This is a genomic window from Streptomyces lacaronensis, from assembly GCF_047337785.1.
Classification (GTDB): Bacteria; Actinomycetota; Actinomycetes; order Streptomycetales; family Streptomycetaceae; genus Streptomyces; species Streptomyces lycopersici.
In genome coordinates this window covers 11,073,853-11,090,007 of sequence record NZ_JBLHDK010000003.1, presented here as the reverse complement: position 1 = coordinate 11,090,007, position 16,155 = coordinate 11,073,853, and the positions used below count along the sequence as shown (strand labels likewise).

Annotated in this window: 1 protein-coding gene (only partly in view); it reads right to left on the bottom strand. The window is 71.7% G+C overall.

Translation table 11 applies throughout. The features are described 5' to 3' along the window. Positions 1 to 6: 6 nt before the first annotated feature. Positions 7 to 16,155: the end of a type I polyketide synthase gene (locus tag ACMTAK_RS47775; protein ID WP_413811968.1), read on the bottom strand. 21,576 nt of this gene lie beyond the right edge of the window; 16,149 of the gene's 37,725 nt are visible here — the last part of the coding sequence; its start codon lies off the right edge, out of view; its stop codon occupies positions 7 to 9.

Genomic DNA, 16,155 nt, shown 5'->3' with positions numbered 1-16,155 from the left:
TTCATGTCAGGCGTCTCCGAGTTCTCGGTCGATGACGTCGAAGAGCTCGTCCACCGATGCGCTTTCCAGGTCGTCGTTGGCGTTGTCGTCCCGTACGGAACTCCCGCCCCCACCGACGGGTTCGCTCAGCTTGGCCAGCACCGACTGGAGCCGGACGATGGCCTTCGTCCGGGCGATGTCGTCCTGCGGCATGGCCGTGAGGACGGTTTCGAGTCGGTCGATTTCGGCCGGCAGCGCCTTCTCCGGGGCGGCCTCGTCCTCGACCAGCTCCTCCTTGAGGTGGCGGGCCAGCGCGGACGGCGATCCGTAGTCGAACAGCGCGGTCGGCCGCAGCCGCAGCCCGGTGGCCGCGTTGAGCCGGTTGCGCAGCTCCACGGCGGTCAGCGAATCAAGCCCCATGTCGAAGAAGCCACGCTCGGCGTCGACGCCCTCGTGCGTGGCGTATCCGAGGACGGCCGCCGTATGCGTACGCACCAGATCGAGCAGGGCGGGTTCGCGTTCCGCCGCCGGAAGCTCCGCGACGGTCGTGGCGAGCGTCGGGCGGTGAGTGCCGGCGGCCTGCCCGTCCAGAGTGGCGTCGGCGGCCCGCCGTACCGTCCTGACCTCGGCGATGTCGCCGAAGAGTAGGCCGAGCCGGGTGCCGTCGACACCGGCGGTGAACCTCGGCCAGTCGATGTCGGTGATGACCGGGCAGGTGTCGGACTGGTTGACGGCACGCGCCATCGCGGTCACGGCCAGCTCGGGTTCCATCGCGGGGAGGCCGAACCGCTCCATGCGGCCGCTGACGGCCGCGTCCTGGGTGGCCATGCCACCGTCGGCCCACGGCCCCCAGGCCACGGAGGTGGCGGGCAGGCCCTCGGCGCGGCGGTGTTCGGCGAGTGCGTCCAGGTAGGCGTTCGCCGCCGCGTAATTGCCCTGTCCGGCGCCACCCACCGTCGCGGAGAACGAGGAGAACAGCACGAACGCCGAGAGGTCCAGCTCGCGCGTCAGCTCGTGCAGATGCCACGCGGCCTCGGACTTCGCCCGCAGCACACCCTCGAACCGGTCGGCCGACAGCCCGTCCAGCACACCGTCATCCAGCACACCGGCCGTATGCACCACAGCCGTCAGCGGGAACTCCTCCGGCATCCGGGCCAACACCCCGGCCAGCGCCTCGCGGTCGCCCACATCACATGCCGCAATCGTCACCCGAGCGCCCAACTCGGCAAGCTGCGCCCGCAACTTGTCCACGCCCTCGGCCGCCGGACCGCGCCGCGAGACCAGCACCAGATGCTCCGCACCGGCCCGCGCCAGCCACCGCGCCACGTGAGCGCCCAGCGCACCCGTACCACCGGTCACCAGCACCGTGCCCGACGGCTGCCACGCCTCCCCGCTCTCGGCACCCACGGCGGCACGGACCACACGGCGAGCGAACACGCCCGACGCCCGCACCGCCACCTCGTTCTCACCGGTGGCACCGCTGATGACGGCGGTCAGCCGCTCCAGCGCCCGGCCATCCGGGACCTGAGGCAGGTCGACCAGGCCGCCCCAGCGCTCCGGGGCCTCCAGCCCCGCGACCCGGCCCAGCCCCCACACCGCCGCCTGCTCCGCACTCGACGGGCTCCCCGAACCGCCCGTCGCCATCGCGCCCCGCGTCACACACCACACACGGCCGCCCACACCCGCATCCCCGATCCCCTGGAGCAGGGACAACGTCAGTGCCAGGCCCGATGGCACAGCCGCATACCGACTGTGCCGCCCCTCGGCCAAGGCCAGCAGCGACAGCACCCCTGTGACATCGGCGGCCTGGTCCGCACCACCCAGGGCCTCGCGCAGCCGCGCCGCCACCGCCTCACGGTCGGCGTCGGCATCATCGAGCTCGACGACCACAGGCAGCGCGCCGCGCCTGGCCAAGGCGGCCACGCAGTCCGCGACCCATGTGTCGTCAGCCAGCGCGGCACCCACCACCACCAGCCACGATCCCGTCAGCGACGCAGCCGCCATCTCCGAGACCGGCGACCACACGATCCGGTAGCGCCACGCGTCGACCTGCGACCGCTCACGGCTACGACGCCGCCACGACGACAGGACCGGCAGCACCGCCGCGAGCGACTCACCCGTGTCGGCCTCGCTCTCGACGGCCAGTGTGTCCGCGAGCGCTGACAGGTCCTCGCGCTCCACCGCGTCCCAGAAGTCGACGTCGGCGGAGTCGCGTTGAGCGTCTGCCGTGCCGTGGTGGGTTTCCGGCGCCGCGCCTGTCGCGACCCAGTAGCGCGTGCGTTGGAAGGCGTATGTCGGCAGCTCCACCCGCCGTGCCGGTCGTCCGGCGACGGCCGCGAGCACGGCCGTCCACTCCACCGACACACCTCGGACATGGGCCCTGGCGGCGAGCGTCAGTGCGGTCTCGACCTCGTCGCGACCGGAGCGCGCGACGGGTAGGAAGACGGCGACATCTGCTGTCTCCTCCGGCAGGCACTGCTCGCCCATCGTGGACAGAACCTCGTCCGGGCCGAGCTCCAGGTAGGTGGTGACTCCCGCGCCGGCCAGGCTCCGCACCCCGTCCGCGAACCGCACGGACTCACGGACGTGCCGTACCCAGTACTCGGCCGAGCACAGCACCTCGGCATCCGCGACCCGACCCGTCACGTTCGATACGACGGGGATGCGCGGAGGCGCGTACGACAGCCCCTCGGCCACCCGCCGGAACTCCGCCAGCATCGGCTCCATCAACGGCGAATGGAAGGCGTGGGAGACCCGCAACCGCTTCGTCTTGACCCCCTCGGCCTCCAGCAACCCGGCGACCTCCGCCACCGCGGCCTCAGTGCCAGAGACCACCGTCGAGCGGGGGCCGTTGACCGCCGCCACACTCACCTCGGCCTCACGACCGACCAGCAGCGGCAGCACATCCGCCTCGGCAGCCCGCACCGACACCATCACCCCACCCGGAGGCAACCCCTGCATCAACCGCCCACGAGCCGCCACCAACACACACGCATCCGCCAGCGACAACACACCCGCCACATATGCCGCCACCAACTCACCAATCGAATGCCCCGCCACAAAGTCCGGCCGCACACCCCACGACTCCACCAACCGGAACAGCGCCACCTCCACCGCGAACAACCCACACTGCGCAAACCCGGTCTCATCCAACGCCGCCACGTCCCCGCTGATCACTTCCCGCAGTGGGAGCTCCAGCGCGCCCTCAAAGTGCCCACACACCTCATCGAAGGCATCGGCGAACACCGGGAACGCCTCATACAGCCCCTGGCCCATCCCGACCCGCTGACTGCCCTGACCCGAAAACAACACCGCCAACTTGCCCGGCACCACCGAACCCTGAACCACACCCGGCGCCAGGTCACCACTCGACAGCGCCTTCAAACCCTCGGCAAGACCAGCCCGATCAGCGGCCAGCACCACGGCACGACGCTCAAACGCGCTACGCGTCGTGACCAGCGACGACGCCACATCGGCCACCGGCGTATCCGCTCCGGCCCGACTGCGCGCGTACGACAGCAGCCGCTCCGCCTGGGCTCGCAGCGCATTCTCGGACTTCGCCGACACCACCCACGGCATCAGCGCCGATTCCTCGGACTCGTCGGTCACCGGCCCGGGGACGGGCTGCTCCTCGGGGGCGTGTTCCAGGATGACGTGCGCGTTGGTGCCGCTGATGCCGAACGACGACACACCCGCACGCCGGGGACGGCCGGTCTCCGGCCACTCCACCGCATCCGTCAGCAGCTCCACCGCGCCCGCCGACCAGTCCACATGCGGCGACGGCTCATCCACATGCAGCGTCTTCGGCAGCACACCATGCCGCATCGCCAGCACCATCTTCATCACACCCGCCACACCCGCGGCCGCCTGCGCATGGCCGATGTTCGACTTGATCGCACCCAGCCACAGCGGCCGCTCCTCCGCGCCACGCTCCTGCCCGTACGTAGCCAGCAGCGCCTGCGCCTCGATCGGATCGCCCAGCTTCGTGCCCGTACCGTGTGCCTCGACCGCGTCCACCTCAGCGGCCGACAGCCGAGCGCTCTCCAACGCCGCCCGGATCACCCGCTGCTGCGAAGGACCGTTCGGCGCCGTCAAACCGTTCGACGCACCGTCCTGGTTGATGGCGCTGCCGCGTACCACCGCGAGCACCTGGTGCCCGTTCCGCCGTGCGTCCGACAGCCGCTCCAGCAGCAGCATTCCGACGCCCTCGGCCCAGCCGGTGCCGTCCGCGGCCCCGGCGAAGGGCTTGCAGCGCCCGTCCGGGGCCAGTCCGCGCTGACGGCTGAACTCGACGAACGCCAGCGGGCCGGCCATGACCGTGGCGCCGCCCGCGAGGGCCAGCGAGCACTCGCCCTGCCGCAGCGCCTGGGCGGCCCAGTGCAGCGCCACCAGGGACGACGAGCAGGCCGTGTCCACGGTCACCGCGGGTCCCTCGAAGCCGAAGGTGTAGGAGATGCGCCCCGAGGCGACGCTCCCCGCGTTGCCCGTCATGAGGTAGCCCTCGGTGGCCTCGCCGGCCTGCTGCACCGCATCGGTGTAGTCGTGGTAGGTCAGCCCGCAGAACACGCCGGTCTGGCTGCCGCGCACCGACGCCGGATCGATACCGGCCCGCTCCAGCGCCTCCCACGACGTCTCCAGCAACAGCCGCTGCTGCGGATCCATCGCCAGCGCCTCACGCGGCGAAATCCCGAAGAACTCCGGATCGAAATCACCCGCGTCGTACAGGAAACCACCCTCACGCGCATACGCCGTGCCGCGATGATCGGGATCCGGGTGATACAGACCCTCCAGGTCCCAGCCGCGATCGTCGGGCAGCCCCGAGATCGCGTCCCCGCCGCTGATGAGCAGTTGCCACAGCTCTTCGGGCGTACGGACACCGCCCGGGAAGCGGCAGCCCATTCCCACGATGGCGATCGGCTCGTCGTCGGTCGTGGCCTGGCGCGCCGACGGCGTGGCCCGGGTCCGGTCGAGGCCCGGGGTTTCGGCTTCGGCCTGCGCGGAGCCCATCACCTCGACGAGGATGTGGCGGGCGACCGCGGTCGGTGTCGGATAGTCGAAGACCAGCGTGGCCGGAAGCCGAAGACCGGTGGCGGCGTTGAGTCGGTTGCGCAGCTCGACCGCGGTGAGCGAGTCGAAGCCGATGTCGCTGAAGGCGCGGTCGGGAGCGATCGCGTCCGATTCCGTATGGCCGAGCACGGCTCCCGCGTGATCGGTCACCAGCTCCAGCAGGGCGTCCTCCCGCTCGGACCGGGGCAGATCCGTGAGACGGCGTACGAGGGCGGTGGCGCCGTCCTGATCGTCGGCGGCGGCGTCGATCACCCGCCGGGCCGGGGCGCCGATGAGGTGGCGCAGCAGAGCCGGGGTGGTTCCGGGCCGGGCGTGCGCGCGGAGCACCGCGACGTCCATACGCGTCGGCACCAGCAGGACGTCATCGGTCGTGTGTGCCGCGTCGAAGAGCGCGAGCCCCTCGTCGGCGGTCAGGGGGGTCATCCCGAACCGTGCCATCCGGGCCATGTCGACCTCGCCCAAGTGGCCGGTCATATCGCTGCGTTCGGCCCAGAAGCCCCAGGCCAACGAGACCCCCGCAAGCCCACGTGCCCGGCGCCGCGCCGCCAGCGCGTCCAGGAACATGTTCGCCGCCGCGTAGTTCCCCTGCCCCGCCGCACCGAAAGTGGCAGCAGCCGACGAGAACAGCACGAACGCCGACAGCTCCAGCTCCCGCGTCAGCTCATCCAGATGCACCGCCGCATCGACCTTCGGCCGCAACACCGCGTCGATGCGCTCCGGCGTCAACGACTCGACCAGACCGTCGTCCAGCACACCGGCCGCATGCACCACACCACGCAGCGGCCGATCCGCCGGAATGCGCGCCAGCACCCCGGCCAACGCCTCACGGTCGGCGACATCGCACGCCTCGAACACCACGCGTGCGCCGATGCCGGCGAGTTCGGCCTCGAGCTCCGCGGCACCCGCCGCGTCGCGGCCGCGACGCGACACCAGCACCACGCTGCGCACGCCGTGGCGGGCGACCACATGACGCGCCACCAAACCGCCCAGCGCACCACTGGCGCCGGTGATCAGCACCGAACCGTCGGGCTCCCACACCACTTCTCGCCGGGGCGCTACGGGTACCAGGGCCCGGGTCAGCCTGGGGGCGTACGCACCGCCCCCACGCACGGCGATCTGAGGCTCTCCGGTGGCCACCGCCGCGCCGATCGCCTCGGCTGCCCACTCCAGGCTCTCCAGGTCCACCAGGGCGAATCGGTCCGGATGCTCGGCCTGTGCCGAGCGCACCAGGCCCCAGACCGCGGCAGCCGCCACGTCCGGCACGTCCTCGCCCGCCATGGCCGCCACCGCACCACGCGTCACCACCACCAACCGGGAATCGGCGCACCGCTCTTCTGCCAGCCACGCCTGAAGCGCGTCCAGGGCGCGATGTGTCGCCTGGCGGGTCGCGGACACCCGGTCGTCTTCCGCCGCGACGGAGTCGGTTGCCGAGTCGGTGAGGAACGGCAGGAGTACGAGGTCGGGCACGGCCCCGGCCGATGCGTCGGACCGGAGCAGCGCGCCCATGTCGTCGTACTCGTCGATCCGGCCACCGCTCGTTTCGAGCGCGGTGCGCAGTTCGGCGCCGTCAGGGCCGACGATCGACCAGTGGGCACGATCCGGCTCGACACCGGCGGAGCCTGCCGGGACGCTCATCCACTCCACCCGGAACAGCGACTCATGAGGCCGCCGCCCCCCGGTGAGCTGCTCCGATGTGAAGGTGCGGGTCGCCACCGCATCGACATCGGCCACCGCGTGGCCCGATTCGTCGGCAAGCAGGATCGCCATGCCGTCCGGCCGTTCCGTGGAGAGCCGTACGCGCAGGGTCGTCGCACCGGTGGCGTACAGGGACAGTCCGGTCCACCGGTACGGGAGCCGGACGCGGTCACCGTCGTCGGCGGTCAGATCGGCCACGGCGTGCAGGGCCGCGTCGAGCAGCACGGGATGGACCCCGAAGCGACCGGCCTCCGAGCGCATGTCCTCCGCCAACGCCACCTCGGCGAAGATCTCCGCACCGCGACGCCACGCGTGGCGCAGGGCGCGGAACGCCGGACCGTACTCGACACCGCCGGGCGCGGCCGCGCTCGGGTACCGGTCGGCGAGGTCGATCGGCGAGGCATCGGCCGGCGGCCACTGGCCGAGCCCGGTCTCCGCCGGCGCCGTGGGCCCCTCCGTGGTCAGCACACCGGTGGCATGGTGGGTCCACGGCAGGTCGGCAGGCCCGTCCTCGAAGCGCGAGTAGAGGTTCACGGTGCGTCGTCCGGAGTCGTCCGGGCCGCCCACCGTCAGTTGCAGCTGGACGGCGCCGCTCTCGGGAAGGGCGAGGGGCGTTTCCTGCGTCAGCTCCTCCAAATGGCCGCAGCCGACCGCGTCACCGGCCCGCAGCGCCAACTCGACCAGGGCGGACCCGGGGAGCAGCGCGGTGCCGTGAATGGTGTGGTCGGCCAGCCACGGGTGCGTACGGAGCGAGAGCCGACCGGTGAACAGCTGCCCGCCGAACTCGGGCAGCGCGACGGCCGCGCCGAGCAGGGGGTGGTCGGCGGAGACCAGCCCGGCCGAGGACACATCGCCCGCCACGCCTGAGGGCTCGACCCAGAAGCGCTGGTGCTGGAAGGCGTACGTCGGCAGATCGACGCGCCGCGCGCCCGTCCCCGCGAACATCCCCGCCCAGTCGACGGAAGCGCCGCCCACGTACGCCTCGGCCAGGGAGGCGAGGAACCGGCCGAGCCCGCCTTCGTCACGGCGCAGGGACCCGACGACGGTGACCCGTTCCCCGTGGTCCTCGGCGGTCTGCTCCACACCCATCGTGAGCACCGGATGGGCGCTGGCCTCGATGAACGTATCGAAGCCAGCGGCCAGCAGGGCGCGTACGGTCTCGTCGAAACGCACGGTCTGGCGCAGATTGCGGTACCAGTACCCGGCGTCCAGGTGGGCCGTATCGAGCACTCCGCCGGTCACCGTCGAATAGAACGGAAGCGACGACGACCGAGGAGCGATCCCCGCGAGTTCCCTCAGCAACTCGCCCTCGATGGCCTCGACATGGGCGCAGTGCGAGGCGTAGTCCACGGGGATGCGACGCGCCCGGACCCCGTCCGCCTCGCACACCCCCAGCAACTCGTCCAGCGCGTCCGCGTCACCGGACACCACGACCGCAGACGGACCGTTCACCGCCGCCACCGACAACCGCTCACCCCACCGGCCCAGCCGCTCCCGCACCTCCCCCACCGGCAACGACACCGACACCATCCCACCCAGCCCCGACAACGCCCGCAACGCCCTACTCCGCAACGCCACCACCCGCGCCGCATCCTCCAACGACAACGCACCCGCCACACACGCCGCCGCGATCTCACCCTGCGAATGACCGATGACCGCCGCAGGCTCCACCCCATACGAACGCCACAGCTCCGCCAACGACACCATCACCGCCCACAAGACGGGCTGCACCACGTCCACCCGCTCCAGCGCCGCGGGGTCGCCGAGCACATCCACCAGCGACCAGTCCACGAACGGCGCCAACGCCGCCGCACACTCCCCGACCCGCCCCGCGAACACCGGAGACGACTCCAACAACCCCGCCGCCATCCCCACCCACTGCGACCCCTGACCAGGGAAGACCAACACCGCACGACCGTCAGCACCGGCCACACCCCGGATCAGCCCCGAGGCGTCCCGGTCCTCCGCGAGTGCCGCCACACCGTCGACCAGACCGTCCCGGTCCCCGGCCAGCACCACCGCACGGTGCTCGAAGGCACTGCGCGTGGTCGCCAACGACAGGCCGATGTCATCGGCCGAGAGCTCCGTCCGCTCGCGCACATGGGCCAGCAGCCGGTCCGCCTGTGTGCGCAGCGCGGCCTCGGACTTGCCCGAGACCGGCCAGGGGGTGACGGGCAGCCGCCCCAGGTCACCGGCGGGCACGTCCACGGCGGCCCGCTCGAGCTCCGGCCGTGGCGAAGGCGCCTGCTCGAGGATGACGTGCGCGTTGGTGCCGCTGACGCCGAAGGAGGACACGCCCGCCCGCCGCGGCCGACCGGTTTCGGGCCACGGCGTGGCATCGGTCAGCAGCTGGACGGTGCCGGGCGACCAGTCCACGTACGGCGAGGGCTCGTCCACGTTGGGCATCCCGGGCAGCAGACCGTGCCGCATGGCCAGCACCATCTTTATCAGGCCCGCCACACCGGCGGCCGCCTGCGTATGCCCGATGTTGGACTTGATCGAGCCGAGCCACAGGGGTTGCTCATCGGTGTGCTCCCGGCCGTAGGTGGCCAGCAGCGCCTGCGCCTCGATCGGATCGCCCAGCGTCGTACCCGTCCCGTGCGCCTCCACGACGTCGACCTGCCCGGCCGGGAGCCCGGCGTTGGCCAGCGCCTGGCGGATCACCCGCTGCTGGGACGGGCCGTTGGGCGCGGTGAGGCCGTTGCTCGCACCGTCCTGGTTGACGGCGGAGCCACGTACCACCGCCAGCACCTGGTGGCCGTTGCGGCGCGCGTCCGACAGCCGCTCCAGCAGCAGCATGCCCACACCCTCGCCCCAGCCCGTGCCGTCGGCGGCCGCCGCGAACGGCTTGCACCGGCCGTCCGGCGCCAGGCCCCGCTGACGGCTGAACTCCACGAAGCCACGCGGTGACACCATCACCGAGACGCCACCGGCGAGCGCGAGGGAGCACTCGCCCTGTCGCAGCGCCTGCGCCGCCAGGTGCAGCGCCACCAGGGACGACGAGCAGGCGGTGTCCACCGTCACCGCGGGTCCCTCGAAGCCGAAGGTGTACGAGATGCGGCCGGAGACGACGCTGGCCGCGTTGCCGGTGGCCACATAGCCTTCGGTCGTCTCCGGAGCCCGGTCGACCAGGGACACGTACTCCTGCCCGTTGGTGCCCATGAACACGCCGGTGCGGCTTCCGCGCACCGCTTCCGGGTCGATTCCGGCCCGTTCCCACAGCTCCCATGACGTTTCCAGCAGCAGCCGCTGCTGCGGGTCCATCGCCAGTGCCTCGCGTGGCGAGATGCCGAAGAAGGAGGCGTCGAAGCCGCTCACCTCGGAGAGGAACGCACCCTCGCGTACGTAGCTCTTTCCGATCGCGTCAGGGTCCGTGTCGTACAGCCCCTCGAGGTCCCAGCCACGGTCCGTGGGGAAGGCCGAGACGGCGTCTTCTCCTGAGGCCAGCAGCCGCCACAGATCGTCGGCGGAGCGTACGTCGCCAGGGAAGCGGCAGCTCATCGAGACGATCGCGATCGGCTCATCCGCCGCGGTGGACGCGGTCGTGGCCACGTCCACGGTCGCGCCGTCCGTCTGCTCGTGGCCGCCGAGCAGTTCGGTGAGCAGGTATCCGGCCAGCGCGGTCGGTGTGGGGTAGTCGAAGACCAAGGTGGCCGGGAGCTGAACGCCCGTGGCCTCGCTGAGCTGGTTACGGAGGCCCACCGCGGTCAGGGAGTCGAAGCCGATCTCCATAAAGGCGTGGCCGGGGCCGATGGCGTCCACACCGCTGTGGCCGAGTACGGCGGCCACATGGGCACGCACGAGATCCAGCAGGGTGCGCTGCCGTTCGGCCCCGGACAGGGTCTCCAGACGGCGGACGAGTGCCGAGGACCCCTCGGTGTGCGCGGTGTCGGTGTCGCCTCGCCGGGCGGTCGCGGTCAGCTTCCGGACTTCCGGGACTCCGCTGAGCAGCCGGGACAGCCGCCGAGCCTCGAAGGTGTCGGCGAAACGCTCCCAGTCGGCGTCGAGGACGGCGATGGCGGCGTCCGGGTGGGTGATGGCGCGCTCCAGCGCCGCCAGGGCCAGCCGTGGATCCATCGCGGTCATGCCATTGCGCCGGATGGTGCGACTGACCTCGGCGCTGCTGACGGCCATGCCGTTGTCGGCCCAGGGACCCCAGGCCACCGACGTGGCCGGAAGCCCCGCACCGCGCCGCCACTCCGCCAACGCGTCCAAAGTCGCGTTCGCCGCAGCGTAGTTCGCCTGCCCAGCGGCACCCACCATCCCCGAAAACGACGAGAACAGCACAAACGCCGAAAGATCCAGCTCCCGCGTCAACTCATGCAGATGCCACGCCGCCTCCGACTTCGCCCCCAGCACACCCTCGAACCGGTCCACCGACAGCCCATCCACCACACCGTCATCCAGCACACCCGCCGCATGCACCACAGCCGTCAACGGCAACTCCTCCGGCACCCCCGCCAACACCCCGGCCACCGCATCCCGGTCACCCACATCACATGCCGCAACCGTCACCCGAGCACCGATCTCCCTGAGCTCGGCACACAGCTCATCCACGCCCACGGCCTCACAACCACGACGCGACACCAACAGCAGATGCTCCGCACCCGCACGCGCCAACCACCGCGCCACATGGGCACCCAACGCACCCGTACCACCGGTCACCAACACAGTGCCCGACGGCTCCCAGCCCTCCACACCATGCCCGCCGGCCAACGCCCGGACGATACGGCGCGCGAACACCCCCGAGCCACGCACGGCGACCTCGCTCTCGCCCGTACGACCGCTCACCACATCCACGAGGCGATCCGCCACCCGCGCATCCCACACCTCGGGAAGATCCAGCAGACCGCCCCAGCGCTCGGGCATCTCCAGACCGGCCACCCGGCCCAGGCCCCACACCGCTGCCTGCTCCACCGCGCGTACGCCCTCGGAACCAGCGACCGCGACCGCACCGCGCGTCGCACACCACACCGGAGCGGCCAGACCCACATCGCCCACCGCCTGCACCAGCGACAGCGTCAAGGCCACGCCCAAGGGCACCGACCGATACTGGCCGTGCCGTCCCTCGGCCAGTGCCAGCAGGGACAACACCCCTGCGGCAGCGGCCGCTTCGGCCCCGCCCAGACCTTCGCGCAGCCGCGCCGCCACCAGCTCACGGTCGGCGTCATCGGGCCCCAGCTCGACCATCACCGGCCGCGCACCATGCCCGGCGAGGGCGTCCGCACACGCCGACACCCATGGGTCGGCGGTCATCCCCGCGGGGACCAGGACCAGCCACGGACCGGTCACCGTGCCCGCACCGTCGGACATCGGCGACCACGACACGCGGTAGCGCCACCCGTCCACCGTGGCGCGCTCACGCCCACGGCGACGCCACGACGACAGCACCGGCAACACCGCCGCCAGCGATTCACCGGCGCCGTTCCCGTCCGCGACCGCCAGCGTGTCCGTGAGCGCGGGCAGATCCTCACGCTCGACCGCGTCCCAGAAGTCGGCGTCCACCGCGTCCGTGGGGCCCGCCTCAGCCGTGGGGACGGACGACTCCAGCCAGAAGTGTTCCCGCTGGAAGGGGTACGTGGGCAGCTCGACGGTCCGGGGGCGCGCCGGTGCGAGCAATGCCGCCCAGTCCACGGCGCGGCCCCGCACATGGATCTGGGCCAGCCCCTCCATGGCCGAGGCGATCTCCTCCCAACCGCTGCGAAGTACGGGGGCGAAGACGGCGTCCGGCACACACTCCTGCCCCATCCCGGAGAGGACCCCGTCGGGGCCCAACTCCAGGTAGGTGGCCACGCCTTGCCCGGCCAGGCACCGCACACCGTCCGCGAACCGCACCGTCTCGCGGACGTGCCGCACCCAGTACTCGGCCGAGCACAGCGCCTCGGCATCCGCGACCAGACCCGTCACGTTCGACACGACGGGAATGCGCGGAGGAGCGTACGACAGCCCCTCGGCCACCCGCCGGAACTCCGCCAGCATCGGCTCCATCAGGGGCGAATGGAAGGCATGCGAGACCCGCAGCCGCTTCGTCTTGACCCCCTCGGCCTCCAGCAGCCCCGCAATCTCCACCACGGCTTCTTCCGCGCCGGAGATCACGGTGGAGCGCGGACCGTTGACCGCCGCCACACTCACCTCGGCCTCACGACCGACCAGCAGCGGCAGCACATCCGCCTCGGCGGCCCGCACCGACACCATCACCCCACCCGGAGGCAACCCCTGCATCAACCGCCCACGAGCCGCCACCAGAGCACACGCGTCCTCGAGCGACAACACACCCGCCACATACGCCGCCACCAACTCACCAATCGAATGCCCCGCCACGAAGTCCGGCCGCACACCCCACGACTCCACCAACCGGAACAGCGCCACCTCCACCGCGAACAACCCACACTGCGTAAACCCGGTCCCATCCAGCCCCGACACATCACCGAATACCACATCCCGCAGCGGGCGCGTCAACTCCACGTCGAACACCGCGCACACCTGGTCAAACGCGTCCGCGAAGACCGGGAACGCCTCATACAGCTCCCGGCCCATCCCGGCACGCTGACTGCCCTGGCCCGAGAACAGCACCGCCAGCTTCCCCGGCACCATCGACCCGCGCACCACACCAGCCGCCGGTACGCCATCCACCAGCGCTCGCAACCCAGCGGCGAACCCTTCACCGTCGCCCGCCAGCACCACCGCCCGCTCATCGAGGGCCGATCGCGTCGTGACCAGCGACAGCGCCACATCAGCCGGCGGCGCCCCCGCCCCGGCCTCACCCCGGGCATAGGGCAGCAGAAGCTCCGCCTGCGCCCGCAGCGCACCCTCGGACTTCGCCGAAACCACCCACGGCACCAGGGCCGACTCCTCAGGCGCGCCGGTCACCGGCTCGGCGACGGGCAGCTCCTCGGCGAGGTGTTCCAGGATGACGTGTGCGTTGGTGCCACTGATCCCGAACGACGACACACCCGCACGCCGGGGACGGTCCGTCTCCGGCCACTCCACCGCATCCGTCAGCAGCTCCACCGCGCCCGCCGACCAGTCCACATGCGGCGACGGCTCATCCACATGCAGTGTCCTCGGCAGCACACCATGCCGCATCGCCAGCACCATCTTCATCACACCCGCCACACCCGCGGCGGCCTGCGTATGACCGATGTTGGATTTCACCGAGCCCAGCCACAACGGCCGCTCCTCCGCGCCACGCTCCTGCCCGTACGTAGCCAGCAGCGCCTGCGCCTCGATGGGATCGCCCAGCTTCGTGCCCGTACCGTGCGCCTCGACCACGTCCACCTCAGCGGCCGACAGCCGAGCACTCTCCAACGCCGCCCGGATCACCCGCTGCTGCGAAGGACCGTTCGGCGCCGTCAAACCGTTCGACGCACCGTCCTGGTTGACCGCGCTGCCCCGCACCACGGCGAGCACCCGGTGCCCGTTCCGCCGTGCGTCCGACAGCCGCTCCAGCAGCAGCACACCGACGCCCTCCGCGAGCCCCATGCCGTCCGCGGCCCCCGCGAACGCCTTGCAGCGGCCGTCGAGCGCCAGGCCGCGCTGGCGGCTGAAACCGATGAGGGCACCGGGGTTCGGCATGACGGCGACGCCACCGGCGAGCGCCAGTGAGCACTCCCCGTTCCGCAGCGCCTGCGCCGCCAGGTGCAGCGCCACCAGGGACGAGGAGCACGCGGTGTCCACCGTCACCGCGGGGCCCTCGAAGCCGAAGGAGTACGCGACGCGTCCGGACACGACGCTGGCCGCGCTTCCCGTCATCAGGTGGCCTTCGGAGCCCTCGGGCGCCTCATGCACCCGCGGCCCGTACTCCTGGTAGTTGGAGCCGATGAAGACGCCGGTGCGGCTGCCGCGCAGCGCGAGCGCGGGCACACCGGCACGCTCGAACGCTTCCCATGAGGTCTCCAGCAGCAGCCGCTGCTGGGGGTCCATCGCCAGCGCCTCGCGTGGCGAGATCCCGAAGAACGCCGGGTCGAAGTCACCCGCGCCGTAGAGGAAACCGCCTTCGCGCACATACGTCTTGCCTGGCGCGTCCGGGTCCGGGTGGTAGATGCCCTCGATGTCCCAGCCACGGTCGGTGGGCAGCCCGCCGATCGCGTCACCGCCGGACATGATGAGCTGCCACAGCTCGTCGGGGGAGGACACCCCGCCGGGGTAGCGGCAGCTCATCGCCACGATGGCGATGGGGTCGTCGTCGGAGTCCACGGGCACGGCCCGGGCCATCTCCGCCCCCGCCGCCGTCTGCGGGAGGGCGGGGAGGTCCGCCTCGTCGGCCGCCGTCCCCGTCAGCTCGGTGAGGATGTGGTGGCTCAGGACGGCGGTGCTGGGGTAGTCGAAGGCCAGCGTGGCGGGCAGGCGCAGCCCGGTGGCCGCGTTCAGCCGGTTGCGCAGTTCGACGGCCGTCAGCGAGTCGAACCCGAGCTCCTTGAACGCACGCTCGGAATCCACCGCGTCCGAGGTGGCGTGTCCGAGGACGGAAACCACCTGCGCGCGCACCAGTTCCAGGACGGTGTGCTCACGCTCGGTGGGGGTCAGCCCGGTCAGCCGCTGCCGCAGGCCCGAGGAGCCGTCGGCCGACGCGTTCGCGACCGACCCGGCGGTGTCGGTGCCCTCCTGGACGCGTCGCATCGCGGGCAGTTCGTCCAGCAGCGGGCTGGGGCGGGCGGAAGTGAAGACCGGGATGAAGTTGTCCCAGTCGATATCGGCGATGGCCAGATGGGTTTGGTCGTGGTCGAGGGTCTGCCGCAGCGCGGCGATGCCGAGCTCCGGGTCCATGAACCGCAGTCCACGCCGCCGCAATTGGTCCAGGTCCAGGGCCTCGGGCAGGTTGTCGCCGGTGGCGTCCCACACTCCCCAGGCCACCGAGGTGGCCGTCAAGCCGTTCGCCCGCCGCCGCTCGGCGAGCGCGTCCAGGTAGGCGTTGGCGGCGGCGTACGCGCCGTGGTCGCCCACGCCCCACAGCCCGGACACCGAGGAGAACAGCACGAACGCGTCCAGCGGGGTGTCGCCCAGCAGCTCGTCCAGATGGGCAGCGCCCGCCACTTTCGCGTCCATGACCTGGGCGAACTCCGCCGAGGTCGTCGCGCCCAGCCCGGCCAGGTCGATATAGGCCGCGGCGTGGATGACGGCGGTGAGCGGCCGGTCGTCGGGTACGGACGCGAGGACGCGCTGGAGCGCGGCGCGGTCCGCCACGTCGCAGGCGGCGACGGTGACCCGGGTGCCCTGTTCGGCCAGTTCGGCGACCAGGTCTTCGGCGCCGGGAGCGGCGAGGCCGCGGCGGCTGGTCAGCACCAGGTGTTCGGCGCCGTTGTGCGCCAGCCACCGGGCCAGGCGGGTGCCGAGGGCGCCGGTGCCACCGGTGATGAGGACCGTGCCATTGGGTTTCCAGGTGCGCCGCACAGGGGTGTTCCCCAGGGGTGCGGG